19 protein-coding genes are annotated in these 25651 nt (G+C 70.3%); 9 read left to right on the forward strand and 10 right to left on the reverse strand.

Going from position 1 to position 25651, the window contains the following annotated elements; translation table 11 throughout:
• A partial coding sequence (locus LXT21_RS22005; RefSeq protein ID WP_254040136.1) for a thioesterase domain-containing protein occupies positions 1–1066 on the forward strand: 1066 nt, incomplete at its 5' end.
• Between the two features lie 62 nt (positions 1067–1128).
• On the opposite strand, the gene LXT21_RS22010 is transcribed toward LXT21_RS22005, so the two are convergent.
• The 3 genes from LXT21_RS22010 to LXT21_RS22020 form a co-directional block, all read right to left on the reverse strand.
• A complete protein-coding gene (locus LXT21_RS22010; protein ID WP_254040137.1) occupies positions 1129–1596 on the reverse strand; it encodes an SRPBCC family protein in 468 nt (155 codons plus the stop codon).
• A 17-nt stretch (positions 1597–1613) separates the two neighbouring features.
• Complete coding sequence (locus LXT21_RS22015) at positions 1614–1982, reverse strand: ArsR/SmtB family transcription factor (protein WP_254040138.1); 369 nt, start codon at positions 1980–1982, stop codon at positions 1614–1616.
• A 113-nt stretch (positions 1983–2095) separates the two neighbouring features.
• Entirely contained in the window at positions 2096–3160 is a 1065-nt protein-coding gene (locus LXT21_RS22020) for an N-acetylmuramoyl-L-alanine amidase family protein (protein ID WP_254040139.1), read from the reverse strand.
• A gap of 149 nt (positions 3161–3309) precedes the next feature.
• On the opposite strand from LXT21_RS22020, the gene LXT21_RS22025 reads away from it, so the two are divergent.
• On the forward strand, positions 3310–6879 hold the full coding sequence (locus tag LXT21_RS22025; RefSeq protein ID WP_254040140.1) for a DEAD/DEAH box helicase: 3570 nt from the start codon (positions 3310–3312) through the stop codon (positions 6877–6879).
• Positions 6880–6973: 94 nt separating this feature from the next.
• On the opposite strand, the gene lon is transcribed toward LXT21_RS22025, so the two are convergent.
• The gene (gene lon / locus LXT21_RS22030) at positions 6974–9466 is read right to left on the reverse strand and encodes an endopeptidase La (protein WP_254040141.1); all 2493 of its coding nucleotides are present in this window, start codon (positions 9464–9466) and stop codon (positions 6974–6976) included.
• Positions 9467–9728: 262 nt separating this feature from the next.
• On the opposite strand from lon, the gene LXT21_RS22035 reads away from it, so the two are divergent.
• The 4 genes from LXT21_RS22035 (at position 9729) to LXT21_RS22050 (ending at position 14113) form a co-directional block, all read left to right on the forward strand.
• The gene (locus LXT21_RS22035; RefSeq protein WP_254040142.1) at positions 9729–10943 is read left to right on the forward strand and encodes a vWA domain-containing protein; all 1215 of its coding nucleotides are present in this window, start codon (positions 9729–9731) and stop codon (positions 10941–10943) included.
• 186 nt (positions 10944–11129) lie between these two features.
• Positions 11130–12065, forward strand: a complete 936-nt coding sequence (locus tag LXT21_RS22040; protein WP_254040143.1) for an ImuA family protein — start codon at positions 11130–11132, stop codon at positions 12063–12065.
• 7 nt (positions 12066–12072) lie between these two features.
• Positions 12073–13572, forward strand: a complete 1500-nt coding sequence (locus tag LXT21_RS22045; RefSeq protein WP_254040144.1) for a Y-family DNA polymerase — start codon at positions 12073–12075, stop codon at positions 13570–13572.
• 16 nt (positions 13573–13588) lie between these two features.
• Positions 13589–14113, forward strand: coding sequence for a hypothetical protein (locus LXT21_RS22050; protein ID WP_254040145.1), 525 nt, complete (start codon positions 13589–13591; stop codon positions 14111–14113).
• 6 nt (positions 14114–14119) lie between these two features.
• On the opposite strand, the gene LXT21_RS22055 is transcribed toward LXT21_RS22050, so the two are convergent.
• Complete coding sequence (locus tag LXT21_RS22055) at positions 14120–14653, reverse strand: FHA domain-containing protein (RefSeq protein ID WP_254040146.1); 534 nt, start codon at positions 14651–14653, stop codon at positions 14120–14122.
• Positions 14654–14774: 121 nt separating this feature from the next.
• Between LXT21_RS22055 and LXT21_RS22060 the strand changes: the two genes are divergently transcribed.
• Complete coding sequence (locus LXT21_RS22060) at positions 14775–15749, forward strand: NAD-dependent epimerase/dehydratase family protein (protein ID WP_254040147.1); 975 nt, start codon at positions 14775–14777, stop codon at positions 15747–15749.
• Between the two features lie 103 nt (positions 15750–15852).
• Positions 15853–17256 carry a hypothetical protein gene (locus LXT21_RS22065; RefSeq protein WP_254040148.1) on the forward strand — a complete coding sequence of 468 codons (1404 nt, stop codon included), beginning with the start codon at positions 15853–15855 and terminating at the stop codon, positions 17254–17256.
• Positions 17257–17259: 3 nt separating this feature from the next.
• Here LXT21_RS22065 and LXT21_RS22070 read toward each other — a convergent pair whose 3' ends face one another.
• From LXT21_RS22070 to LXT21_RS22090, 5 genes are all read right to left on the reverse strand, one after another.
• Entirely contained in the window at positions 17260–18762 is a 1503-nt protein-coding gene (locus LXT21_RS22070) for an ATP-binding cassette domain-containing protein (protein ID WP_254040149.1), read from the reverse strand.
• 248 nt (positions 18763–19010) lie between these two features.
• Positions 19011–20126 carry an SPFH domain-containing protein gene (locus tag LXT21_RS22075; RefSeq protein ID WP_254040150.1) on the reverse strand — a complete coding sequence of 372 codons (1116 nt, stop codon included), beginning with the start codon at positions 20124–20126 and terminating at the stop codon, positions 19011–19013.
• Positions 20126–20617 (reverse strand): NfeD family protein, encoded by a 492-nt coding sequence (locus LXT21_RS22080; protein ID WP_254040151.1) that lies wholly within the window; start codon positions 20615–20617, stop codon positions 20126–20128. The genes LXT21_RS22075 and LXT21_RS22080 overlap by 1 nt, the downstream gene beginning before the upstream one ends.
• A 122-nt stretch (positions 20618–20739) precedes the next feature.
• A complete protein-coding gene (locus tag LXT21_RS22085; RefSeq protein ID WP_254040152.1) occupies positions 20740–21408 on the reverse strand; it encodes a hypothetical protein in 669 nt (222 codons plus the stop codon).
• A 265-nt stretch (positions 21409–21673) separates the two neighbouring features.
• Entirely contained in the window at positions 21674–22123 is a 450-nt protein-coding gene (locus LXT21_RS22090; protein WP_254040153.1) for a GNAT family N-acetyltransferase, read from the reverse strand.
• Between the two features lie 327 nt (positions 22124–22450).
• Between LXT21_RS22090 and LXT21_RS22095 the strand changes: the two genes are divergently transcribed.
• Positions 22451–25633 (forward strand): kelch repeat-containing protein, encoded by a 3183-nt coding sequence (locus tag LXT21_RS22095; RefSeq protein ID WP_254040482.1) that lies wholly within the window; start codon positions 22451–22453, stop codon positions 25631–25633.
• Positions 25634–25651: the final 18 nt, after the last annotated feature.

Genomic DNA, 25651 nt, shown 5'->3' on the forward strand with positions numbered 1-25651 from the left:
GGCGGAGGTGTTCAGCGAGGTGCTGGGAGCGAAGCGAGTCGGGAGGAAGGACGACTTCTTCGAGCTGGGAGGGCACTCGCTGCTGGCGACGCAGGTGGTGGCGCGAGTGCGCGCACTCACCGGTATCGACCTCCCACTGCGCGCACTCTTCGAGGCCCCCACGGTCGAACAACTCGCGTCATGGCTCGAAGTCTCCCGCGGTGACAGTCCCGCCCGAGACTGCGTGACGTTGCAGTCCGAGGGTACGGGCACGCCGGTGTTCCTCGTTCACGCAGTCGGCGGAGCCGTGGGGCCCTACCGGTTGCTCTCGCGGTGGATGGGCACGGACCGACCGGTCTACGCCTTCCAGTCGCCGGGGCTCGACGGCATCGAGCCACCCCTCGAACACATGGACGCGCTCGTGCGGCGATACGTGGCCGCCATGAGAACCGTGCAGCCGGAGGGCCCCTATGTGCTCGGGGGCTGGTCCATGGGCGGCGTCGTGGCCTTCGAAATGGCGCGTGAACTCGAGCGTCAGGGACAGCGTGTCGAGAAGCTCGTGCTCCTCGACAGCTTCGCGTCCACGGATGAATTGCTCACGCAAGGACCCGACGATGCGCTGCTCCTCGCGGGGATGGCGATGGACCTCGCCCGGACGGCGGGAGTCGAGTCGACGCTCCGGCCCGAGTCACTCGCGGGGCTCTCCGAAGACGAGCAGCTCACGCGCGTCATCGCGCATGCACGGGAGTCCGGGTGGCTTCCCCGCGAGCTCCAGGACGCGGACCTCCGAGCCTGGCGCGACGTGACCCGAGCGAACCTCCGGGTCCTGTCCACGTTCCGTCCAGGGAACTACGGAGGCTCTGTGTTGTTGCTGCGCGCGAAGGACGCGAAGCGGGAGCGCTCGGTGGAGCCGACCCACGGATGGTCTCGCTTCGTGGCCCAGGAGAAGCTCGAGGTCGAGGACGTCCCGGGTACCCACTACAGCCTGCTGCACGCTCCGCACGTCCAGGCCCTGGCCGCGCGAATCGTGAAGCACGTCTCCGGGCCCTTCCCTCTGCGGGACGACGAACGGAACAAAGGCGCCTGAGCATCCTCAGTGCCTCGTCCCCTCGGCATGGGCACTCGCGCGCGGTACCTGGCGACGAGTGCCTATTGCCTCGTCGCGAGGTGCTGCTCGAGCCGCGCGAGCGTCTGCTGGCCACCTTCGATGGCGTACTTCGCCGCCTGCTCGCGTGCTTCGACGGTGGGCAGCGTGTGCTGCATCGTGACGCGCGTCTTCCCCGCCTCATCCTGGAAGGTGACGACGGCCTTGAACAGCACCTCGCCTTCCTTCGTGCCGTGATCCCACTCGAGCCGCTCGTTGGGGACGACCTTCGTGTAGACGATGTGGTTCGCGTAGTCGGTGCCATCGGGCCCGTGCATGGTGAACCTCCACGCGCCACCCGGACGCACCTCCTTGCTCACCGTGGTCGTGCGGAAGCCATTCGGCCCCCACCAATGGGAGATCATCTCCGCGTCGGTGAACGCCTGGAAGACCAGGGCGCGTGGGGCGTTGATGAGCCGCGAGAGCTCCAGCTGCCGCTTCGCGAGTTCGTTGAGGTCGAGCGCTGCGTTCATGGGTGTGCTCCTCGTTCCTACTTCTTCGGGGTTGGAACCTTGCGGGCGCGCGTCGGGCGCTGCTGCCCCTGGACATCGGCGAGGTAGTCCTCGAGTCGGTCGAGGCTGGCCTCCCAGAACTCGCGATAGTCCTCGAGCCAGTCATTCGCGACCTTCAGTGGCTTCGGTGCGAGTCGGCAGGGGCGCCACTGGGCCTCGCGGCTCCGCGTAATCAGCCCCGCGCGCTCGAGCACCTTGAGGTGCTTCGTCACGGCGGGGAGGCTCATGTCGAAGGGCTGTGCGAGCTCCGTGACGGAGGTCTCCCCCTTCGAGAGTCGCGCGAGGATCGCGCGGCGGGTCGGGTCCGCCAGTGCGGCGAAGGTGGCGCTGAGTGGGTCGGTCGTCATGGCTTGGTTAACCTGTCGTTAAAATAACCATCTGGTTAATAAAAGGGCAAGTGCGAATCGCATCGAGCGGCGCCTGCGCGCCTGCCCCATGAGCAGTTTCGCTGCCGTGCGGCTCAGGGTTGCTGCGTCGACACGTGCGTGGGCGGAGCGGGCGCGAAGGACTCCACGAGCCCCTGGGTCATCGCCGTGGCGAAGACCTCCAACGTGCGCTCCTCGCGCCAGCGCGCGGCCTCCTCGAAGTCGAGCGCGTGGTGCGTCTCCACGATGACCGAGGGCATCGTCGGCTTGCGCAGGACGAAGATCTGCCGGTGTGAGGGCTCACGGGACACGAAGACGCCGGGCTGCGCGGTGTCGGTGGCGTAGAGGCCCACGTAGTCCACGCCGTCGTAGTGGAGGAACCCTCCGCGCGACAGGTTCCGCGCCAGCGCTCGCGCGAGCTCCGCGCGGCGCCCCTGGAGTGGCGCGGGCGCATCCTCGGACCAGAGCACGCTGAAGCCAGGCGTCGTGTCCTGCCGGTTGCACGCCTGTCCTTCGGCGGGCGCCCACGGCTGCGACGTGCCTCGCGAGTCCGAGTGCAGGCTCACGAACACGTGCGCGCCCCAACGCTCCGCATCGGCGAGCCGGTTCGCGTACGGCACCCGCTGTCCTGGCTCACGGCTGATGCGCACCTCGAAGTGCCCCGTGGCCACGAGCCGCCGCGCCAGGTCCCGCGCCACGCGCAACGTGAAGACCTCCTCGTCCTCGCAGGTGACGGAGCGGTTGCCCGTGTTCCCCTCGGCGCCATGCCCCGCGTCCAGGTACACCCGACGTCGCGCGAAGCCCTTGGGCACGCTCGCGGGGACGAGCGTCAAGGTGGCGCCCGGCGCGGGCCACCTCGCGGAGGGAGGCGGCGTCCCAGCCTCGCCCCGGGTTTCGGGCGCCCGCGGACTCGAGGGTGGCTCGACCACCGTCTCCGGTGCGCGCATCGGCGCGTGGGGAAGGGAGCCCCTCGTGCCCTCCACGGACTCCCGGATGGCGCTCGGGTCGACGGGGAGCGCGCTCCGCTCCGGCGCTTCGGCTGGGGAGCGGGCCGCGTGCGTCGAGGCATCGGGGGCGACGTCGCTCGAGGCGCGCATGCAGGCGGTGCCCGTGAGCAGCAAGACTCCCAGTCCCCACACTCCAGCGGCGGATGTCGGCATGGCAGGTTCGACGCCTGGCGAACGAGCGTCGTTCCGCAGTGTGACCCGGAATGACGGGAAAGCGGAAGCCCGTGTGAGGAGCCCGCCTGCCCGGCCGCCATGTCGTCGCGCTTGCGTTTCCGTCGCGCATCGCGAAGAAGCGGGGAGCCATGTCCGTGGAGCGCCCGCAGCCCGATTCCTCCGCTGTCCCACACTTCGCCACGGAAGGCGCCCTGCGCTCCTGGTTGCGCGAGCACGGCGTCGAGCACCTGTCCCGCCTGAGTCTCACGGTGCTGTCGCCCTACGTGGACCCCGCGCTGCTGCCGCAGTCCCGCCCCGCGATGGCTCGCCGCCGGCTGGTGGAGATGCTCAACGAGGAGGGCCGTACTCGCTGGACGCAGGAGTCCCTGCCGTCGCCGAAGATGAAGGAGCTGCTGCCCCGGCTCGCGTGGCGCTTCGTCGAACAGGAGCGCAAGCAGGCGGAGGAGACCCACGCCTCGCTCGCCGCGCGACTGGCGCCTCCCGAGGACTCGCGCACGCACCGCGTCCATGGCCTGTTGTTGGACCTGCGCTCCCGCGCGCCCGCCACCGTGGCCTCGCGTCCCTTGCACGCGCTGCAACTGGAGTCGCTCCAACACGACGCCGAGCTCCCCGGCTTCCGCTTCCGTGAGACGCGCTGCTCGGAGCTGCCCTACGGCTCGCAGATGGGCTTCATCCTCCCCGAGGCCCGGCTGACCTTCACGCCCTCCGTTGCGCAGGGTGACTGCACCTGTGGCGCGCCGCCGTGTGTCCACCTCGTCGCCGCCATCGACACGGTGCTCTTGTGGCTGAACCAGCCCTGGACCGAGGGCTTCGGCGAGACACTCGAGGAGCTGGTGCGACCGGGTTGGGACCGCACGCTGAGGGCGCTGGAGCGCGCGCTCGACGAAGGGACGGGCAGCGGCGCGGCGGTGGAGGTCTCCTGGCGCGTCGACGTCATCGAGGGCTACGGCGTGGAGGTCCACCCGTACGTGCACCGGCGCAACAAGAAGGGCCAGCGCTCCACGGGGGCCAAGGTGAGCCGCCGCAAGCTCCTCCAGGAGCATGGCTCGCAGCTCTCCTCGCTCGACGCGCGTCTCGCGTCGCTGCTGCCGGATGGCGACGCGCCGGCCTCGCGCGCGCTGCTGCTGGAGCTGGTGGACCATCCCCGGCTGTACCAGGAGGGGACGCAGGACCTGCTGGTCCAGGTGGACCGCGCCAAGGTGGGCATCGTCGCGGCGGAGCGGGGCGGCACCGTCGTCGTCTCCGCGGGCGTGGATGGCGCGAGCCTGCCCGCGTCCATGGTGGACCGCGTGCGCCGCTCGAAGCCGGAGGAGGCCCTCTTCCTCTGGGACGAGGGCGCGCGCAGGCTCACCGTGCTGGACGCGGGGCCGGAGGTCCGGGCGCTCGTCTCCGTGCTCCAGCGCCACGGCAACGTCTTCCCACCCGAGAGCCACGGCGTGCTGCTGGAGAAGCTGGCGAAGCTCTCGGTGCGCCTGCCGGTGGCGATGCCTCGCGGCGTCATGGGCGAGAAGCTGCCTTCGCTCCAGCTCCCGGTGCTGCGCTTCGAACTCGAGCCTGGCAGCGCGGTGCGCGTGGAGCTGCGCGTGCGGGCGCTCCCGGACAGCATCAGCTTCATCCCCGGCGAGGGGCCGCGGGACGTGTACCTGCGCCGGGGCCTGGAGCCCGTCCACACGGTGCGCGACTTCGTGAAGGAGCTCGCGGTGGCACACGCGCTCCAGGTGAGTCTGCCTCTCGCCGCCGCGGAGGCGCAGGCGCTGCCGTTCAGTTTCTCGTTCCCGAACGTCCAGGGCGCGCTCGGGCTCTTGTCCGCGTGTCAGTCCCTGGAGTCGCCGCCGGAGCTGGAGTGGGGTGGCTCACCGCTGCGCCTCGTGGGCTCTCACGGCGCGAGCGCGCTGCGAATCACGGTGGAGCGCAAGCGCGACTGGTTCGGCGTGCTCGGAGGTCTGTCGGTGCAAGGCGAGCGCGTGGAGATGGCGCGCCTGCTGGACGCCGCGCGTCGCAAGGAGCGCTTCGTCCAGGTGAAGGACCAGACCTACGTGGAGGTCGAGGAGGCGCTGCGGCAGCACCTGGAGCGCCTGGCGGACCACGCCCACCTGTCGCGCCACGGACTGGAAGTGGGCCCGGCCGCGGCGGAGTCGCTGTCCGCCCTGGGCAGCGCGGGCGCGACGCTGGACGCGGACGCGACGTGGAGGGGACTCGTCGAGCGCATCTTCGCCGCCCGGGAGCTGAAGCCGAAGGTCCCCGCCACGCTGAAGACGGACCTGCGCGACTACCAGGTCGAGGGCTTCCGCTGGCTCACCCGGCTGGCGTCGTGGGGCGCGGGCGCCGTGCTCGCGGACGACATGGGTCTGGGCAAGACGGTGCAGGCGCTGGCCGTGCTGCTGGAGCGCTCGAAGCTGGGGCCCGCGCTGGTGCTAGCGCCCACCTCCGTGGCCTTCAACTGGATGGACGAGGCGAAGCGCTTCGCGCCGTCGCTGAAGATGCGCCTCTTCTCCGAGGCCGCGGACCGGGGCGGGCTGCTCGAGCGGCTGGGGCCTCGCGACGTGCTCGTGCTGAGCTATGGCCTCTTGACGCGCGACATCGGCCGGCTGTCCGAGCTGCGCTTCGCCACGCTCGTCTTCGACGAGGCCCAGGCCCTGAAGAACGCGGGCACGCACCGCTTCCGCGCCGCGCGAGCGCTGCAGGCGGACTTCAAGTTCGCCCTCTCCGGCACCCCGCTGGAGAACCACCTGGGCGAGCTGTGGAGTGTCTTCTCGCTCGTCTTCCCCGGGCTGCTCGGCAGCCACGACGCCTTCCGCACGCGCTTCGCGATTCCCATCGAGCGCAGGGTGGACCCCACCGCGGCGCCCGCGCTGGCGAGGGTGCTGCAACCCTTCCTCCTGCGCCGCACCAAGGCCCAGGTGGAGGCGCAGCTGCCGCCGCGCACGGACATCCGCGTGCCCGTCGTCCTCTCCACCCAGGAGTGGACCATGTACGAGGACGCGCGGTTGGCGGCGCTCTCCTCGCTGGAGTCCGCCCCGGAGGTGCTGCGCGAGCGGCAGTCGCGCGAGCTGGAGCGCCGCTTCGAGGTGCTCGCCGCGCTCACCCGACTGCGCCTGCTGGCCTCGCACCCGCGCCTCTACGACGCTGAGTCCCGCGTGGAGTCCTCCAAGCTGGAGCGCTTCATGGAGCTCGTCGAGGAGCTCCGCGCCGAGGGCCACCGCGCGCTCGTCTTCAGCCAGTTCACCTCACACCTGGCCCTGGTGCGCGAGGTGCTGGACGCGCGTGGCATCCGCTACGACTACCTGGACGGCTCGTCCACGCCCAAGGCCCGCGAGCAGGCCGTGCGCTCCTTCCAGGACGGCACCGCGCCCCTGTTCCTCATCTCGCTCAAGGCCGGCGGCTTCGGCCTCAACCTCACCGCCGCCAACACCGTCATCCACCTGGACCCGTGGTGGAACCCGGCCGTGGAGGATCAGGCGTCGGACCGCGCGCACCGCATCGGCCAGGAGCGCCCCGTCACCGTCTACCGCCTGGTGGCGCGAGGCACCATCGAGGAGCAGATGCTGTCGCTCCACGAGCACAAGCGCGCGCTCGTCGCGGACGTGCTCGAGGGCAAGGACGGCGCCGGGCGGCTCTCCACGAAGGAGCTGCTCGGCCTCTTGTCCCAGCGGCTCGCGGGCCCGGACGAGGAAGACGTCCCTCGGACCCGGCACTGAAAGCAGGGGAGGGCACCCCGCAAAGACAACGGGCAGGTCCCTCATGGAGGAACCTGCCCGCGTCAGGCTTCGAGTCGCTGAAGTCCGCCTCGCGTTACGCGCGGACCTCGGGCGCCCCGGGCTCGGTGGACGCAGGAGGCAGCGAGGCCTCCTTGCCCGGCTCGCCACCCGGAGTCCCCGCCGACGACTTGAACGGCGACGTCTCCAGCGCGGCCTTCAGGACCTCGTCCATCTGGCTGACGAAGATGAACTCCAGCTCGTTCTTCGCCTGGTCCGGCACGTCGATCAGGTCCTTGCGGCAACGCTCGGGCAGGATGACCCGCTTGATGCCCGCGCGGTGGGCCGCCAGCACCTTCTCCTTGATGCCGCCGACCGGCAGCACCAGGCCACGCAGCGTGGCCTCGCCCGTCATCGCCGTGTCGTGCCGCACCCGGATGCCCGTGAGCAGGCTGGTGAGCGCCGTCAGGATGGTGACGCCCGCGGAAGGACCATCCTTGGGGATGGAGCCCGCCGGGAAGTGCAGGTGGATGTCCGTCTTCTCCAGGAAGTTGGAGCTGATGCCCAACGACTCGGACTTGCTGCGCAGGTAGCTCAGCGCCGCCGTCGCGCTCTCCTTCATCACGTCGCCGAGCTGGCCGGTGAGCGTCATGCCGCCCTTGCCCGCCATCTTCGTCGCCTCGATGAAGAGCAGATCGCCGCCGGCCGCCGTCCAGGCCAGACCCGTGGCCACGCCCGGAACCTCCGTGCGCTCCGCGACCTCCGAGTAGAACATCTCGGGCCCGAGGATCTCCTTCACGCGCTCGGCGTTGATGGTCTGCTTGTCCAGCTTCCCACCCGCGACCTCCACCGCCACCGCGCGGCAGATGTCCGCGATGCGCCGCTCGAGGTTACGCACGCCCGCCTCGCGGGTGTACGAGGTGGTCAGCGTCAGCAGCGCCTCATCGGTGATCTCGATGTGGTCCGGGTTGAGCCCGTGCTCCTTGAGCTGCTTGGGCACCAGGTGGATGCGCGCGATGCTCTGCTTCTCCTCGAAGGTGTAACCCGACAGCTCGATGATCTCCATGCGGTCGCGGAGCGGACCGGGGATGGGATCCAGCTGGTTCGCCGTGGCGACGAACATCACCTTCGACAGGTCGAACGGCACGTCGAGGTAGTGGTCGCTGAACGTGTTGTTCTGCTCCGGATCCAGCACCTCGAGGAGCGCCGCGCTCGGGTCGCCACGGAAGTCGGCGCCGAGCTTGTCGATTTCGTCGAGCATCATGACCGGGTTCTTCGTGCCGGCCTTCTTCATGCTCTGGATGAAGCGGCCGGGCAGCGCGCCGACGTACGTGCGCCGGTGGCCGCGGATCTCCGCCTCGTCACGCACGCCGCCCAGGGACAGGCGCACGAACTTGCGGCCCGTGGCCTTGGCCACGCTCTGACCCAGCGACGTCTTGCCGACGCCCGGGGGACCGACGAGGCACAGGATGGGCCCGCGCATGTCGTTCTTCAGCTTGCGGACGGCCAGGTACTCCAGGATGCGCTTCTTCACCTTCTTGATGCCGAAGTGATCCTTGTCGAGCTGCTGGCGCGCGTTCTCGATGTCGAGGTTGTCCTCGGACAGCTTCGACCACGGCAGATCCGCGATCCAATCCAGGTAGGTGCGCGCGACGGTGTACTCGCTCGACGCCGCCGGAATCGTCTTCAGGCGGTTGAGCTCCTTGTTCGCGACCTTCTCCACGTCGGGAGGCAGGGCGGCCTTCTTCAGGCGCTCCTGGAGCTCGTCGAGCTCCTCCTCCTCCTCGCCCATCTCGCCGAGCTCTTCCTTGATCGCCTTGAGCTGCTGGCGCAGGTAGTACTCGCGCTGCGTCTTCGACATCTCGCCCTTCACGGCGGAGTCGATCTTGTTGGAGAGCTTGAGGATCTCGCGCTTGCGGTTGAGCAGCTCGAGCACGAGCTTCATCCGCGCCTTGAGGTCCACCGTCTCCAGGACGGCCTGCTTCTCCTCGATCGGCACGTCCACGTTGGCGGCGATGAGGTCAGCCAGGTGACCGGGGTGGGTGATGCTCTCCACCAGCTCCGTGGCGGCGGCCGGCAGCTCGGGCATCAGCTCGATGACCTCGCGCGCCAGCTTCTTGAGGTTGATGCCCAGGGCCTCGACCTCGACGTTCTCGGCGGAGGTCTTGTCCTCCACCGCGTCGACGCGGGCCTTGAGGTACGGGGCCTCCTGCACCAGCTCCACGACGCGGAAGCGGGCGAGTCCCTGCACGACGAGCGAGTAGTTGTCCTCGCCCATCTTCAGAAGCTTCACGATACGGGCGACCGTCCCCATGGTGTAGAGGTCGGCGGCGCCCGGATCCTCTTCCTCGGCGCGGCGCTGCGTGACGACACCGATGACCTGGTCGTCGCGCACCGCGTCCTTGATCAGGGCAATGGTCTTCTGACGGCCGACGGCCAGCGGGAGCACGCCGCCGGGAAAGAAGACGCTGTTCCGCAGGGGCAGGATCGGCAGCACCTGCGGGATGTCTTCCTTGTTGATGAGCCCGGGAGGGGCCATCGCGGTGGGCATTGCGCTCGCGGCGGTGCCCTTCTTCTTCTCATCGGACATGAAGTTCGGCCTCTTCCTTCTTCAAGCCCGGCCCTACGAGCGGCCAGGCCGGTGAACATCTGTCGGTTTTCTGCGGCAGATGAACCAACGTAACAACCAAAACGGCTGTGGCAAACGCCGTGTACGATTTTCCACGCTCAAGTCGGATGCCAGACGCTGCGTCCTTGTCTCGCGTCCGGGCCGGGGGTGGGGCATGCTTGCCCCCCCAGCCTCGATGCGACGCACCGCCCGGGTGCGCCGCTTTCCCCCTCAGGAGGACGCCATGAAGTCCAGAACCCGTGCCCCCCTGCTCCTGTTGCCGGCCCTCTGGGTGGCGTCCTGTACGTCGCCTGTCGACGAAGCCGGATCCACCTTGCCGGGCAAGTGTCAGAGCGAATCCCCGGTGGTGGCCCCGCAGAAGACGGACATCCTCTTCGTCATCGACAACTCCGGCTCCATGGCCGAGGAGCAGGCCGGAATCGCCACCGAATTGCCCGCCTTCATCCAGGGCCTGCGCGAGGGCGGCGGCGTCACGCAGGACTTCCGCGTGGGAGTGATCACCACCTCCGTGTACCGCCGCGTCTTCACCCAGGGTCGGGAGTTCTACTCGGAGTATCCGAGGGAGTCGGGGCTCTTGCAGAAGGTGCCCGCGGCGGACGGGAGCGCGTCGGAGGACCGCTTCGTCGAGAGCTCGGATCCGAACCTGCTGGAGCGCTTCCGGTTGCTGGTGAAGCAGGGGACGGGGGGCAGCGGGCAGGAGACCCCCTTCGAGGCCGCCCGACTGGCGGTCTCCGAGCCCCTGACCACCACCTCCATCGCCGAGGGTGGGAACGGAGGCTTCCTGCGGGACGGCGCGCGGCTGCTCGTCGTGGTGGTGACGGACGAGGAGGACTGCAGCTCCACCGCGCGGCCGCCGCCGGTCATCGTCACGGACGACACGTCGGTGGACAAGTGCCACGAGGGCGCGGCGCTGCTGACGTCGGTGGAGGAGTATGCGGAGGCCTTCAAGAACCTGCGCGACTCCAAGGGCGGACGTCGGGAGGTGCTGTGGGCCACGGTGGGCCCGGTGGCGCTGAGCGACAAGCGGGCGGAGCTGATCCAGGACGTGACGCCGCAGGGCACGTACGTGCGCAACGCGGATTGTCCCACGTCCTATGGGCCGGGCTACCGGCATCGGGCGATGTCGGAGAAGTTCGACTCGACCTTCGACAACCTGGACTCCATCTGCCGGGACAACTACCGGGACACGCTCTTGCACATCGCGGAGCTGGCGGCGGTGGCGCAGAGCCTGGACGTGGTGAACCTGCCGGATCCGCGGCTGGCCCGGGTGGAGATCACCCGCGCCGGGGGCTCGGTGGAGAGCTGCTCGGTGGCCGCCGGGGACCTGAGCTACGAGCCGTCCGGAGCGGACCGCCCCGCGCGGATCTACTTCGGCGGCAGCTGCCTGCGCCGCGCGGATGACCAGAAGGTCGAGGTGAAGGTCATCTGCGCCGGCTAGGTCCGCCGGAGGGGTGACGCCCAGGGGCGCGAAAACCCTGGCGTCGCCCCGGTGGATCCAAGCCACCACGTCGTGTCGCCGTGCCCATCGCCGTGCGTCCTGTGCGGGCGCACGTCAGACCCGTGAGCATACTGAACCGTCGTGCAGGCGTGCGTTCGGTGTGTCGGGTCCTGGCGAGGAGGCGAGATGAGCGCGGTGGCGGAGCAGCGCAGTGGCGGCGCGGTGGTCGAGCAGCTTCGCGAGCGCATCCGCCAGTTGCAGGCGGCGCCGCGCAGCTACCTGGCGGTGTTGCGCACGGGGATGGAGGCGGTGGACGCGCTGCTGCCCTCGGGTGGCTTCCCGCTGGGGCAGGCGGTGGAGCTGTGCGGTGAGGCGGCCTCCGGGCGGACCAGCCTGGCGCTGAGCGCGGTGGCGTCCGCGCACAAGGAGGCGCGGCTGTGCGCGTGGGTGGATGGACCGCGCGAGCTGTATGCCCCGGCGGCGGCGGCGCAGGGCGTGGACTTGGAGCGGCTGCTCCTCGTCCGGCCCAAGGCGCCCGAGCAGCGGGTGTGGGCGGCGGTGCAGCTGGCCCGGAGCGGAGCCTTCGCGTGCGTGGTGCTCGACCTGACGCGAGGGGTGGGCGCCACGGGGAGGCCGCTCCGGGTGGGGCTGGCCGAGGCGCGCAAGCTGGCGGACGCGGCGGAGCGTGGCGGCGGGCTGCTGCTGTTGCTCACCTCGCCGGAGGCGCCGGCGGATGGGGTGACGCGGCTGCGGACGGAGTCCCAGGGGGCGGAGGGCTGGGCGGTGGAGGTGGTGCGCAGCAGGCGCGGCGGCACGGGGACGCGGGCGGTGTTGCCGTGGAGCGCGCTGTACCCGGAGCTGGGGCTCGAGGACGGGGGGCGGGTGCTGGACGTGGGGCCGGTGGACGCGGACGCGACGCCGGACTTCCTGCGGGAGACGCCGTGGGTGGCGCGCAATGGGCTGGGGCACCAGGGCCAGCGGTCCGGGCGGGATGGGGACGCGACGCCGAACTCCGCGCGGCAGGCTCGCCAGGGGCTGGGCCATCAGGGCGCGCGGGGCGGACGGGATGGGGTGATGCCCTCGCTGCGGGTGGCGTCGGGCTTGGTCTCGGCGGCGCACTGAGGGCGCCATGCGCAGGGCCTATCTGCATTTCACGCGCTTCCCGGTGCAGCGCAAGGTCATCGAGTGTCCGGAGCTGGCGGGCCGGCCCTTCGTGCTGGTGGAGGAGTCGCGCGGCCAGCGGCGGGTGGTGGCGGCGTCCACGTCCGCGTTGAAGGCCGGCGTTCGCCCCGGGGTGACGCTCACCGCGGCGACGGCGCTGGAGCCGGGGCTGCGGCACTTTCCCTATCGGCTGGAGGAAGAGAAGCGGGCGCTGGTGTCGCTGGGGGAGGCGCTCATGAGCCTGGGGCCGGGCTTCCAGCTCTCCCTGCCGGATGGGCTGTGGTTGGACGCGGGGGCGGCGCACCTGTCGGGAGGTGAGGCGGGGCTGTGCTCGCGGGCGTTGGCGTTGTGCGAGGGGCTGGGGTACCGGGCGCACGTGGTGGTGGCGTCGGAGGCGTTCACCTCGCGGGCGTTGGCGCGCTTCGGCTCGCGGCGGGTGGAGGTGGTGGCGCCGGGGGCGTCGGACCAGGCGCTGGCGCCGTTGCCGTTGGCGGCGTTGGAGGGGCGGGAGTCCGCGCCGTTCTCCGCGTTGGGGTTGAGCACGTTGGGGGAGGTGGCGGAGCTGCCGCCGGGGGCGGTGGCGGCGCGGGGTGGGGTGATGGGGGCCCGGGCGCATGCGTGGTGTGGCGGGAGGGATGAGACGCCCTTCGTGGCGGAGGTGTTGGACGAGGTGTTGGAGGAGCGGCGGGTGTTGGAGTGGCCGGCGGAGTCGTTCGAGCCGTTGGGCTTCGCGCTGAAGACGTTGCTGGACAGGTTGGGTGCGCGGCTGGTGGGGCGGGGGCGGGCGGCGGTGCGCGTCACCTTCACGTTGAAGCTGGACCCCACGGGGCAGCAGCGGGTGACGCTGTCGCTGGCGAGGCCCACGGCGGCGGCGAAGCTGTTGTTGGACCTGGCGCGGCATCGGCTGGAGGAGCTGCGGTTGGAGAACCCGGTGGCGGAGGTGTCCGCGCGGGTGGACGAGCACTCGGAGGACCGGGGGCAGCAGCTCTCGTTGGGGGACGCGCCGGAGGGGGACGCGGCGCTGGAGGTGGTGTTGTCGCGGTTGGCGACGACGCTGGGGGAGGAGTCGCTGTGTTCGGCGGGATTGGAGCCGGTGCATCGGCCGGAGGGAGCGCAGGGGACGCGGGCGTTCCGACCGCCGGAGGCCCGCAGGGGATGGGGGGAGGCGCTGACACCGGTGGAGCGGAGGGAGGGTGGGCCGCGGGAGCGGCCGTCACGACTGCTGGCGGAGCCGGCGTGGCTGGATGCTGAGCTGGGGGACACGGGACGGCTGCTCGCCGCGCGAGTGGGCGGACGGCGTCACCGGGTGACGGCGGTGACGGGCCCCGAGCGACTGGGCGGCGAGTGGTGGGCGGAGACGCCCTTCCAGCGCGACTACTACCGGGTGCACTTCGAGGGACTGGGGCCCGCCTGGGTTTTCCAGGACACGCGCGACGGCCGCTTCTACCTGCAGGGGCTGTTCGACTGAGCTATGGAGGGTGACCATGCGCGCCTTCACACTCCTCCTGCTGTCGCTGCTCGCCACCGCGTGTTCCGCGCCGCAGGTCCGGCCTCCGGGCGCCATCCGCAAGGTGGTCGTCGTGGTCGGCACGCGCGTGGATTCGCTGCCCGTGGCGACCTACCGCGAGGACATGCTGGGGGAAGGCAACCCGCGCTCCGTCCTCATCGGACAGACGCAAGCGGTGCTGCGTGAGCGCGGCTTCGAGGTGGTCGGCTCGCGCATCTCCGACGCTCCGTCCCCCTCCACCGGCGAGGTCGTCGCCCTCATCCGCGAGAACAAGGCCGAGGCCGCCGTCATCGTCGTGCTCAACTGGGTGGACGTGTCCTCCATCCGCGCCATGGGCCGCGCCGAGGTCTTCCTGGAGGCCGGCCTCGTCTCGCCGAACGGCGACCTGCTGTGGCGCAAGGACTCCCGCACCGTCTCGTCCATCAGCATGTACCAGACGCAGACGGACTACAGCTCCTACCTGCGCAAGGCCGTCATCGACGCCGTCAAGGAAGTGCCCTGAGGCACCTCAGGGCTTCGGCTGGGGGCTCGCCAGTCGCAGGTGCTCGTGCACCGTCTCCGCGCGCAGGTAGAGGAACTGCGCGTCGCCGAACGCCAGCGTGTCCCCGTCGTTGAGCGTCACCTGCGCGCGGAAGCCCAGCGGCGCGCCGTTGATCCACGTGCCGTTCATCGACTGCGCGTCCCGCACCTGGAATCCACCCGTGGTCGCGCTCCACCGCAGCGTCGCGTGGTGCTGCGACACGGACGGGTCCGGCACCACCAGGTCGCAGTCCGAGCGCCCCACGGTGAGCTCCTCCCCATCCACCTTGGGGTTCAGGAAGTGGACCTCCAGGTTGTCGAAGTCGCGGAGCATCGCGAGCAGCCGCTCCGTCATGCGCGAGCGGTGCGCCATGCCCACCGTGCGAGCGCCCGTCAGCTGCTGGGCGACGTTCCGGAAGACCGGGTCCACGGGCTGCTGGATGAGCGCCACCGGACCGGACGCGGCCCGGAAGGCCTCCAGCGAGGCCGAGGCGAAGGGACGGAGCTGGTTCACGGACACCATGCCTCCCACCCTACGTCCAAGCCGGGACGACGGGAAGTCGCGTGAAGGTGCCCGCCAGTCCCCCTCATCGCCACCTCACCAGCGTGGCTTCCGACCCGAGGGCATGAAACCCTGACGCTTCATGCGGGTCCTCGTCACGGGCGCAGCGGGCTTCATCGGTCACCACGTCAGCGCGAAGCTGCTCGCCCGAGGTGACACCGTCATCGGCGTGGACAACCTGGACCCGTCCGGAGACGTCGCCCTCAAGCGCGCCCGACTGGCCCGGCTCCACTCCCTCCCCGGCGCGGAGCGCTTCACCTGTCACGAGGTGGACATCATGCAGGCTCCCGCGCTCGCGAGAATCTTCCAGCAAGAGCACCCCGAGCGAGTCATCCATCTCGCCGCGCGAGTCGGCGTGCGAGAGGCCGGGGCCTCCGCTTCGTCCTACGTGGACGCGAACGTCGTGGGCTGGCTCCACCTCCTGGAGCAGGGCCGCGCCGCGGGTGTCTCGCACCTCGTCTACGCCTCCTCGAGTTCCGTGTACGGCGCGGACACGCCGCCTCCCTTCCCTGAGAGCGCCCGGGCCGACCATCCCCTCAATGTCTACTCCGCGACCAAGCGCGCCGGAGAGCTGCTGGCCCACACGTACAGCCACCTCCACGGACTGCCCACCAGTGGCCTGCGCTTCTTCACCGTGTACGGCCCCTGGGGACGCCCGGACATGGCGCCGCTGCGCTTCCTGCGCGCGCTGAGAGAAGGCCGCGTCATCGACCTGTACGGCGAGGGACGCATGCTGCGCGACTTCACCTTCGTGGGGGACGTGGCGGAGGCGGTGCTGCGTGTCCTCGACCGACCTCCCGCGGGGAGCCCCCCGTATCGACTGCTCAACGTGGGACGCGGCGAGCCCATCTCCGTCAGGGACTTCGTCGCCGTGCTGGAGCGGCTCCTGGGGACGCGGGCCGTGCTGAAGCTGTTGCCCGCCCAGGCCGGGGAGATGGACTCGACCTGGGCGGACCCCACCGCCCTCGAGCGTGAGACGGGCTTTCGCCCCCGTGTGTCCGTGGACGAGGGGCTCGCGGCGCTCGTCGCCTGGGCGCGCGAGCACCCCCTCTCCTGAGCTAGAGTCCGGGCCCTCGTCACCCGGGCCGGCGAGTGACCCGCTTCCATCTCGATGCTCCTGGTCCTCCAGGAGGAGTGTCGTCATGCCCCGGACTCATCGCGTGAGCTCCCGTCTCACGTTCTTCGCGCTCCTGTCGCTGCTCGGCGCCTGCTCGGATTCCGAGGAGTCGTGTCGTCGCGGTGGCGTGGGCACCTACAGCCAGCCGAGCTTCGCCGCCCCGAACATCGAAGCGCGACGCGTGGACTGTGGCTTCCAGAGCAGCGTGAGCGACGTGGCCCTGGGCGAGGACGGCCTCGCGTGGATCCGCCGCGGCGAGTACGTGGACCGGGGCGAGGACACCTTCTTCTTTCCTCCGAGCAAGTTCCTCTCGAAGCTGGACCCGATGGGGAATTGGCTCGGGGAGTTTCCGCTGCCGGACTTCGTCACCCACCATGTCGTGCACCCCAGCGGTGAGGTCACCGTCTTCGGCTGGGAGAAGGATGCGGACCCGCGCGTCATCCAGGTGCGCCGCCTCCGCCGGGACGGTTCGCTCGTCGCGCAGCGGCGCTTCACCCAGGACATCCCTCCTGCCGAGCGCCTGGACTTCATCGCCCAGCCGGACGGCGCGGTGACGCGGGTGCGAACGCTGGAGTCGGAGCGCTCCGCCGCCATCCTGCTGGCGCGAGCGGATGGAGAGGAGGTGGTCTTCCTCGGGGCGATCGACGGGATGCGAGTGGGGCGTCTCGACGCGAGCCTGGAGACCTCGTGGCTCAGCCCCGTGGCGCCCACGGTGGCCCTGAAGGACTTCTCCACCGGGGAGCAGATGGCGGCGGTGGGCGCTCCCTGGGTGGGCTGGGGCCTGGATGTGGACGAGCGGCACCAGGTCCACGTCGCCACGCCGCTGATGGACCTGCAGCGGCGCGCCTACGTGGAGTCCTTCGAGCGCGAGCCCACGGGCGCGACGGGGCGCGCCTTCCTCCTGTCCTCCTTCTCACCCACGGGCGCGTTCGTCTCCGCGCGCGCCGTGTCCGCGCCCAAGCCCCAGGAGATCGTGGGCCTGGTGGTTCGCGCAGGGGCCTTCGCGCTCGGCGCCAGCGAGCGCGCCCGGGTGGGCGGCCGGGCCCTCTCCCCGGACCTGTACTTCGCCTCCGGGCGCCTGGAGGGGCCCGTGGAGGACGACCTCGTGCGCACGCTCGACGTCGATCGCGACGACGTGCCCGTGTCCTTCGTTCCGTGCGGTCGGGAGCGCTACTGCTTCGCGGGCGACACGGGCTTCGAGCAGGGCTCCACGGACCTCGAGCAGAGGAAGAGCAAGGGCTTCCTGCTCGAGGTCGATCCGCTGGGACAGCAGGTGGGCCTGTTCCAGATTCAGTACGGCGAGGGTGTCCACGTCCTCGTCGCCAGGGAGGGCCGCTGGGACAAGCCGGTGTTCGCGTTCAGCCTCGACGGCTCCCAGACCCCGGGTGGGGCCGGGAGCCGCGCGAAATCCAACCAGACATGGGTGGGCATCCTCTCGCCACTGTGAGCCTCACCCGCTCGTGACCTCCACCTGGCCGTGCTCCACGCGCCAGCACTCGGTGGTGCAGGCGCGCGCGAAGGCGGAGTCGTGACTCACCAGCAGCAGCGCGCCGGGGTACTCGCGCAGGGCCGCCTCCAGTCGCTCGATGGAGGGCAGGTCCAGATGGTTGGTGGGCTCGTCGAGCACCAGCGCCCAGGCGTGCTGTCCCAAGCCCCGCGCGATGAGCAGCTTGCGCACCTCACCGGGGGACGGCTGCTCCGAGCCGAGCAGTCGCTCCGGGTCCACGCCGAGCGCGGCCACGAGCGACAACACGCGGCCCTTCTCCTCGGGAGGCAGCGCGCGCACCGCGTCCAGGGTGGCCCGGGCCTCCTCGGCGCCCACGTCCTGCGGCAGGTACAGGATGCGCTCGCGCGGAACGCGGGTGTTCTCGAGCAGCGCGCGCACCAGGGTGCTCTTGCCCGCCCCGTTGGGGCCCTCGATGCGCACGCGCGCCTCGCGGCCCACCGACAACTTCACCGGGCCCAGCAGCGGCACGTCCCCGACGCGCAGCTCCGGTACGTCCACCGTGATGAGCCACGGGTTGGGCGAGCGAACGTAGTCGACGAAGATGGAGCGCCCCATCGTCTTGTCCGCGTGGAACTCGCCCACCGCCTCGCTGACGCGCTCGAGCTCCCGACGGAGGATGCCCACGCGGCGGCCCGCATGGTTCTCCGCCCAGCCGGCGACGACGGACGCGCCCATGGAGCGCGCGTCGTTGTCGTTCTTGTCCTTGAGCCGCTTGCGGGTGCTGCGCCCCGCGTCCGCGGAGGCCTGCTCTCGCCGGGCCTGGTCCAGCATCCGGGCCGCGCGTTTCTGCTCCGCGCGGGCCTGTTGATAGGCGCCCAGCTCCGCCTCACGCTCGGCCTCCCAGTGCTGCTTCGCCGCGGAGTAGGCCCCGGGCCACAGCCGCGCGTCGCCACCCTGCACACGCAAGGTGCCCGTGGTGAGCGACTCGAGCAGCGGCCGGTCATGCGACACCACCACGCCCACGCCCTTGAAGCGCTTGAGCGCGGAGACGAGCCAGGCCCGGGCCTCGGCGTCCAGGTGGTTGGTGGGCTCGTCGAGCAGCAGCACGTGCGGCTCGGCCGCGAGCGCCGCGCCCACCTGCCAGCGCTTGCGCTCCCCTGGTGACAGCGTGGACCAACGCTCCAACGCGGAGACATCCAATCCCAGCTGCCCATGCAGCCGCCGCGCGAGCGAGTCCCAGGACTCGGCGAACTCGGTGATGTCGGGCGTGAGCGCCTCGACCTCCTGCCGGCACAGCCGCAGGGTGGGGGAGGGCGGCTCGAACTGGAGGTGCCCCTCGGTGGGTGTCAGCTCTCCGGCCAGCAGGCGGAGGAGCGTGGACTTGCCAGCACCATTGGCGCCCACGAGCCCTGTCCAGCCAGCGGGCAGGTGGAAGTCGACTTCGGAGAGGACGGAGACAGCGTCGGAATAGGCGTACGACACGCGGTGCGCGCGGAGGGATGACATCTGAGGCGAACTCCTGAATCCAGGGCGCGAGCCCGCACGAGGCGGCTCAGCGCGATGACGACCGGAACGACCTGGGACTCAGCGGTTCTGCCTCAAGGGTGAATCGACCTCGCGTAGGGAGGGGTTGTCAGGCCCTCCGGTGGATGCGTGCCTTCAATCTATGACGCGCGTGGGGGTGGATTGCAACTCCGACGTGCCCGCCGTCCAGGTGTGACGGCGGGCGTGGAGCCTTCCAGACGACGGCGGGACTACTCGTCCTGCTCGGAGGGCGGGCGAGGGCGCCGCGGCGGCACGGCGGGGACGCCGGCGAGCGTGGCGGACTCGGAGAGCACGTTGCCCCGGGCAATCGCCTGCGCGCTGAGGGCCGCGGCGGTGGGCGCCTGACGCTGGGCGGGAACCTTCGCCTTGGTGGCCTCCTCGTCCTTGAAGAAGACCTCCTTGAGCGCGGAGACGGCGCCGAGCGTGGCGGTGGCCTCGTAGGGGATGAACATCTTGTTGTCCCCCTTGCTCATCTCCTGGAGGGTCTCCATGTAGCGCAGCGCGAGGATCTCAGGGGTGGCGCGGCCATTGTGGATGGCCTCGAAGGTGAGGCGCGTGGCCTCCGCCTTGCCCTCGGCCTCCAGCATGGTGGCGCGCTTGTGGCCCTCGGCGCGGGCGATCTCCGCGTCGCGCTCGGCCTCGGCGCGCAGGATGCGGGAGATCTTCTCGCCCTCGGCCTGGAGGATGGCGGCGGCCTTGTCACCCTCGGCCTTGGTCACCTCGGCGCGGCGCTCGCGCTCGGCGGTCATCTGCTTGGCCATGGCGGACTTGATGGCCTGGGGCGGCTCGATTTCACGCAGCTCCACGCGCGTCACCTTCACGCCCCACTTCTCCGTGGCCTCGTCCAGCACCATGCGCAGACGCGTGTTCACCGTCTCGCGGCTGGTCAACGTCTGGTCCAGCGTCAGGCCGCCCATGACGTTGCGCAGGTTCGTCATGGTGAGCTGCTCGATGGCCAGCGCCAGGTTCTCCACCTGGTACAGCGCCTTCGCGGGGTCGACGATCTGGTAGTAGATGACCGAGCCGACCTCCATGTTGACGTTGTCGTGGGTGATGACCTGCACCGTCTCGAAGCCCATGACCTGCTCACGCAGGTCCACCATGGTGCTGCGCATGTAGCGGTTGCCCGTGCGCATCTCGATGGGGCGGGGGCTGTCGATGAACGGGATGAGGATGTTGAGGCCGCTGGTGGCCACGTCGTGGAACTTGCCCAGACGCTCCACCACCATGACCTTGGCCTGGGGAACGATGCGCACGCAGGTGTAGAGCAGGAAGCCCAGCGCGCCCACCACGGCGAGTAGAAGTACAACCGTCCCTGCGTCCATCAGCGCTTCTCCTGGTTCTGTCCCCCGGGGGGAACCGATGACATCGTCGCCGAGGGGCGGCGCACCCAAAGCTTGAGTCCTTCGACCTGCTCCACCGTGACGAGCTCGCCGGCGAGGATGGCGCCCGTCAGCGAGCGGGCCATCCACAGCTCGCCGTTGATGCGCACCGTGCCGCCGTGAGGCGCGTCGATGGCCTCCGTCACCACGGCCTCTTGCCCCACCATGGCCTCGATGCCCGTCTTCAAATGCGAGGCATCCCGCATGAAAAGGTTCTTGAACAGGGTGCGCGAGGCGGCGATCAACCCGATGGCCACGACGCTGAAGAGCGCGAGCTGGAGCAGGAAGGTCAGCCCCAGGGCCGCGGCGAGCGAGGCGACGAGCGCCCCGGCCGAGAACCACACGAGCCCGAAGCCGGTGAGCTTGAGCTCCAGCACCCCGAAGACGAGGGCGGCGGCAATCCAGAGTTGCCAGGCGGAGGGGAACAGGTCCATGAAGGTCTCTTTGTCAGTCGATTCCCCTCCCTGTCAAACGGGGGTCGGCCGGGACGAAAGCGTCCTTCAGGAAATGAGCGGGCGAAAGGCGCCGCGTCCCCTCAACGCGGGGCTTCTCGGGTCTATTTCACCCGGAACAGCTCCCGGGTCTCGACGATGGGCTGATAGCCGCCCACGGTCCGGGTGAAGAGCAGCCGCTGGGGGACGCCGGTGCTGTCGCAGTCCAGGGCGTCCAGGGCGAGTGTCTCCTTGAAGACGAGCGTGTGCTGCTGGGGGGCCCTGGCGCGCGAGGCGGTCTTCTCGATTCCGGCGGTGCGGGGTGGCTCCTGGGGACGGACGGGGTAGGACTTCGCGGGGCGGCGGGTGACGATGAACTCCACCTTGGCGGGGGTGCGCTCCAGGTCGAGCACGTAGTCGCTGGTGTCGTTGTGGCTGGGGCCCACGGTGTCCGGGTTCAGGCTGTCGAACTGCACGTGGGTGTCCGCCCAGTAGGCGCCCCGCTCATCGCGGTGGAAGCGCACGGTGAGCGTGTAGTTGTTCTTGAGCAGGGCGTCATTGGCCATGCGGATCAGCGGGTCCTTGAGCTGCGTGTCGGTGAGCGGTGTCTGCCATTCCTTGAACACGCGGCCCTTGTAGGTGCCCAGGTACAGCTCGCGGTTGACGCCACAGGGGGCGGGCTTGCGTGAGGTGTAGCGCGTTTCCGCGCCCTGGCCCGGCGATGGGAACAGCAGGGCGGACGCGAGGATGAACAGGAAGGGAAGGGCGAAGCGGTTGAGGCCGTGCGACGACATGGGTCCTCCTCGTCGGGAGATGACGGGGCGACATGGGCCGATGCCGCCCTCCGGAGCGACTCGCGCCAGATGGGGCGAGAGCCGAGCGGACGACGACGGTAGGCACCGCGCACGGGCGTGACAGCGATTCTCAGGCGTTGAGCGTTGCTGCGCGGACAGCCTCGCGGGGTGTGGCGCGCGCGTGTCCGAGGTCGAACGCGGACCTCGGACGAAGGGCTGTCTGGAAACGTCGTGGTGAGGCGATGATGGAGGCGCGCGCGGACTGTTATGCCTTCAGGGTCATGAACAGCTCGACGACGCCGTCCTCGTGCTGCGCGTTCTGCTGGGGCTCCACGCGGAAGCCACACTTCTCGAGGACGCGGATGGACCCGACGTTGTGGGAGGCGACGCACGCGTGCAGCGGACGCGTGGGCTCCAGCGCGAGGAACTCCGACAGCGCGCGGGTCGCGATGCCCTGGCCCCAGTGCTCACGGCCGACCCAATAGGCGATGAGGCGCTCGCCGTTCTGCTCCCAACTGCTGATGTATCCGGCGACCTGCTCGTCGACGACGATGGTTCGGGTGACGTTCTGGGGGATCAGGACCTTCGTGCGCCAGTGCGCCATGAAGGCCTCGCGCTCCCGTGTCGGGAACGCGGCCATGTGCAGCGCGACCTCGTCGCGTTGGTGCTCGAAGAAGTGGGGGAGGTCTTCGTCCGTGACGTTGCGCAGGTGCATCAAGAGGGCCTGCCTCCGTGAGTCGGGTGGCGCGCCGGTTCTAGCCCTCGTCCTCTGTCGGGGTCCATGTCCCTGTTCCTCGGCCCGGGGGCGCGCTTCCGGGGACCGGCCCTCCGTGAATCGGCGCTGACGCGCAAATGACGCGTCAGTGGCGTGGCCCTGGCGCCACGACCCGCCCGCTCCCTCCCGGTGGGGCGTCCTCCTTGTCCGGCGTAGCGGTTGCACTGCCGCCAGCGCAACAGCTCGGACGAGCTCGAGAGGATGTGCACCTTGCCGCGATGGATTGACTTTCCCTCAGGCTGGCGGATCCCAGGCCTGCTGCTCGTGATGGTGTCAGCGCTGCTCTGGAGTGCGTGTGATGCCCCGCCGCGCAATGACCCGCCGGACGGGCCTCCACTCCAGGACTCCCGGCGCGGCGCGAGGCTGGCGGGCACGACGGGGCAGTGGAGCGCCATTCGCCCCCTGCTGACGGCGCGAGGCGGCCACACGGCGACCCTGCTGAAGGATGGCCGGCTGCTGGTCGTGGGCGGAGGCTCGTCTCCCTTTGGCATCGAGCCCATCACCGGGGTGGAGCTCTTCGAGCCCGACTCAGGCCGCTGGAGGGCCCTGCCGCCGCTGCCGCACGCCCGGGGTGGCCACACCGCGACCCTGTTGGGCAACGGCAAGGTCCTGGTCATCGGCGGGACGAGCAACGAGGGCGCGCTGGCTCGCGTGGAGCGCTATGACCCCCACCTGGAGCGATGGGAAGTCCTCCAGCCGCTGAAGCAACAGCGCTTCCTCCACACCGCGACGTTGCTCCCCAACGGCAAGGTGCTCGTCACCGGAGGGCTGGTGAGCCGGACGCAGCCCTCGCTGGACAGCGTGGAACTCTATGACCCCGAGACGCAGATCTCGACGGTGCTCCTGTCCATGGCGTTCAGGCGCTTCACGCACACGGCGACCCCGCTGCCCGATGGCAAGGTGCTGATCGCCGCGGGGGATCCGGGAATCCAGACGGGGCTGAACAGCGCCGAGGTGTTCGACCCCGCCACGAATGAATGGCGCCTGACGAGACCGCTGCTCACGGCCCGCTTCTGGCACACCGCCACGGCGCTGCCTTCGGGGCAGGTGCTGGTCACCGGTGGCGCGAGCGCTGATGGACGGATTCACGACGAGTCGGAGCTCTATGATCCGGTCACCCAGCAATGGAGCGCCGCCGGGCCCCTGAACACGGCCCGCAGCCTCCACGTGGCCGTGAGCCTGCCTTCCGGCATGGTGCTGGTCGTCGGGGGCGCGCAGACCGAACTGGCGCCCCTCTCCAGCATCGAACTCTACGAGCCGGACACGAAGCGCTGGCGCATCCTGGGCTCGATGAGCACGGCTCGTTTCGCCCACGGCGTGACGGTGTTCCCCTCGGGCCGGGTGCTGGTCACCGGCGGCGCGATCCGACTGGACGGCACGCTCGCCACCGTGGAGTCCTTCGAGCCCGGCGCCGGGAACTGGAGCACGACCTTCCCCTTGAAGACGGGGCGCTATGGGCACACGACCACGCTGCTGCCTTCCGGGGAGCTGCTGATCACGGGCGGGATGGATGTCGAAGGAAACCCGCTCGCCAGCGCGGAGCTTCATGACCCGGCCACCGGGCTCTGGCGAGAGACGGCGCGCATGGCCAGCGCACGCTACCGACACTCCGCCACGCTCCTCCCCTCGGGCGCGGTCCTGATCGCGGGTGGCGCGACCCTCGATGAGGCCTCGAACCACTCCGTCGCCCTCCGCGACGTGGAGATCTATCTCCCGGCTCTCGGCTCGTGGCGGAAGGTCACGGGGCTGCACATCGGCCGCGCCACGCATACCGCGACCCTCTTGCGCGACGGCAAGGTGCTGGTGACCGGCGGCGCGGCGAGCTCCACGGGCTTCGCCCGGACCGCGGAGCTCTACGACCCGGTCGAGGACCGTTGGTCGGAGACCTCGAGCGTGAACGCGTTTCGCGGCGCTCACACGGCGACGCTGCTGTCCGACGGACGGGTGCTCGTCACGGGCGGGCTCAGCGGAGAAGGCGCCTTCCTGGGTGTCTCGGAAATCTATGACCCGGGCCTGAACCGGTGGGAGGCGGTGGCACCCATTCGCCCCCGTGCGGGACATACGGCGACGCTGCTGCCGGATGGGCAGGTCCTGCTCACCGGCGGACTGACCGAGACCGGTCCCCTCGACGAAGTCCTCGTCTATGACGTGTCCAGGAACACCTGGACCGCGAGCCCCGCGCTCCTCCAGAGGCGCTCAGGACACTCCGCCACCCTGTTGTCGTCAGGCCAGGTGCTCATCACCGGTGGCTCGGGAACACGCGAGCCCCTGGTCAGCGCGGAGCTCTATGAGCCTGCCTCGGGGAGGTGGCGCGAGGCTCCGCCTCTTTCCGGAGCCCGTGAGGCGCATACGGCGACGCTGCTGCCCAGCGGCAGGGTGCTCGTGGCTGGCGGACGGGATGGGATTCCCACCATCGGTCTCTCCAAGAGCGTGGAGGTGTTCGATCCAGGCCTGGACCAGTTCCTCGCCACCGGTCCGCTGACCCAGGACCGCTGGCACCATACGGCGACGCTGCTGCCCGACGGTGACGTCCTCGTGGTGGGAGGCCAGGACGCGGGTCGGGCACCGCTCGCCACCGTGGAGCGCTATGCCTCAAAGGTCGGCCGTTTCGCCGCGGCGCCTTCGCTGCGAGAAGCGCGCAGCCGTCACACCGCGACCCTGTTGGTGAACGGAACGGTGCTCGTCGCGGGAGGCGAGTCCGCCCAGGCCCCGCTCGCCAGCGTGGAGGCCTACGATCCGTGCACCGGCGCGTGGACGGCGCTCCCCGCGATGAACCAGCCCCGGCATTCCCATACCGCCACGCTGCTTCCGGGGGGGCGGGTATTGGTCGCGGGGGGGCAAGGCCCAGCGGCCCTGTCGAGCGCGGAGCTCTACGACCCCCAGACGAACCGATGGACGCCCCTTCCACGGTCGATGAACCACCCCCGGTACTCCCACACGGCCACGCTGCTTCCCGGGGGGCGCGTGCTCATGCTGGGCGGGCGTGATGACACGGGCCCTCTCACCCCCTCCGCGGAGGTCTATGAGCCGGTCACGCACGCGTGGCTCCCGTTCACGCCGCTGAGCAAGGCGCGGTACGCACACACCACCACGTTGCTCTCCGGCGGGAGGCTGCTGGTCGCTGGCGGGTGGGGTCCGGACCTGGCGCCCCTGGCCCACGTGGAGCTGTACGAGCCCGCGACCGACAAGTGGGAAGAGAAGGGGGCCCTGTCCTGGCCGCGGCAATCCCATACAGCGACGCTGCTGCCAGGAGGGAGGGTCCTCCTGATGGGAGGAAACGATTCGAGTGGTGCCTTCTCCAGCGCGGAGGTGTACTCCCCGGACTCCCGCCGTTGGACGCCCACCGCGCCATTGACCGAGGAGCGACATGGTCGCTTCACGGCGACGCTCTTGATGGACGGGCGGGTGCTCGTCGTCGGGGGGGGGCTCGGCCCGCGCCGAAGTCCATGACAGCACGGGGGCGCTCCC

Source organism: Myxococcus guangdongensis (genome assembly GCF_024198255.1).
GTDB classification, from domain to species: Bacteria; Myxococcota; Myxococcia; order Myxococcales; family Myxococcaceae; genus Myxococcus; species Myxococcus guangdongensis.

What these genes read in the sequence shown, in the direction of transcription:
- LXT21_RS22010 (WP_254040137.1), bottom strand. Translation starts at nt 1,596, where the DNA reads ATGAACGCAGCGCTCGACCTCAACGAACTCGCGAAGCGGCAGCTGGAG.
- LXT21_RS22015 (WP_254040138.1), bottom strand. Translation starts at nt 1,982, where the DNA reads ATGACGACCGACCCACTCAGCGCCACCTTCGCCGCACTGGCGGACCCG.
- LXT21_RS22020 (WP_254040139.1), bottom strand. Translation starts at nt 3,160, where the DNA reads ATGCCGACATCCGCCGCTGGAGTGTGGGGACTGGGAGTCTTGCTGCTC.
- LXT21_RS22025 (WP_254040140.1), top strand. Translation starts at nt 3,310, where the DNA reads ATGTCCGTGGAGCGCCCGCAGCCCGATTCCTCCGCTGTCCCACACTTC.
- lon (WP_254040141.1), bottom strand. Translation starts at nt 9,466, where the DNA reads ATGTCCGATGAGAAGAAGAAGGGCACCGCCGCGAGCGCAATGCCCACC.
- LXT21_RS22035 (WP_254040142.1), top strand. Translation starts at nt 9,729, where the DNA reads ATGAAGTCCAGAACCCGTGCCCCCCTGCTCCTGTTGCCGGCCCTCTGG.
- LXT21_RS22040 (WP_254040143.1), top strand. Translation starts at nt 11,130, where the DNA reads ATGAGCGCGGTGGCGGAGCAGCGCAGTGGCGGCGCGGTGGTCGAGCAG.
- LXT21_RS22045 (WP_254040144.1), top strand. Translation starts at nt 12,073, where the DNA reads ATGCGCAGGGCCTATCTGCATTTCACGCGCTTCCCGGTGCAGCGCAAG.
- LXT21_RS22050 (WP_254040145.1), top strand. Translation starts at nt 13,589, where the DNA reads ATGCGCGCCTTCACACTCCTCCTGCTGTCGCTGCTCGCCACCGCGTGT.
- LXT21_RS22055 (WP_254040146.1), bottom strand. Translation starts at nt 14,653, where the DNA reads ATGGTGTCCGTGAACCAGCTCCGTCCCTTCGCCTCGGCCTCGCTGGAG.
- LXT21_RS22060 (WP_254040147.1), top strand. Translation starts at nt 14,775, where the DNA reads ATGCGGGTCCTCGTCACGGGCGCAGCGGGCTTCATCGGTCACCACGTC.
- LXT21_RS22070 (WP_254040149.1), bottom strand. Translation starts at nt 18,762, where the DNA reads ATGTCATCCCTCCGCGCGCACCGCGTGTCGTACGCCTATTCCGACGCT.
- LXT21_RS22075 (WP_254040150.1), bottom strand. Translation starts at nt 20,126, where the DNA reads ATGGACGCAGGGACGGTTGTACTTCTACTCGCCGTGGTGGGCGCGCTG.
- LXT21_RS22080 (WP_254040151.1), bottom strand. Translation starts at nt 20,617, where the DNA reads ATGGACCTGTTCCCCTCCGCCTGGCAACTCTGGATTGCCGCCGCCCTC.
- LXT21_RS22085 (WP_254040152.1), bottom strand. Translation starts at nt 21,408, where the DNA reads ATGTCGTCGCACGGCCTCAACCGCTTCGCCCTTCCCTTCCTGTTCATC.
- LXT21_RS22090 (WP_254040153.1), bottom strand. Translation starts at nt 22,123, where the DNA reads ATGCACCTGCGCAACGTCACGGACGAAGACCTCCCCCACTTCTTCGAG.
- LXT21_RS22095 (WP_254040482.1), top strand. Translation starts at nt 22,451, where the DNA reads ATGGTGTCAGCGCTGCTCTGGAGTGCGTGTGATGCCCCGCCGCGCAAT.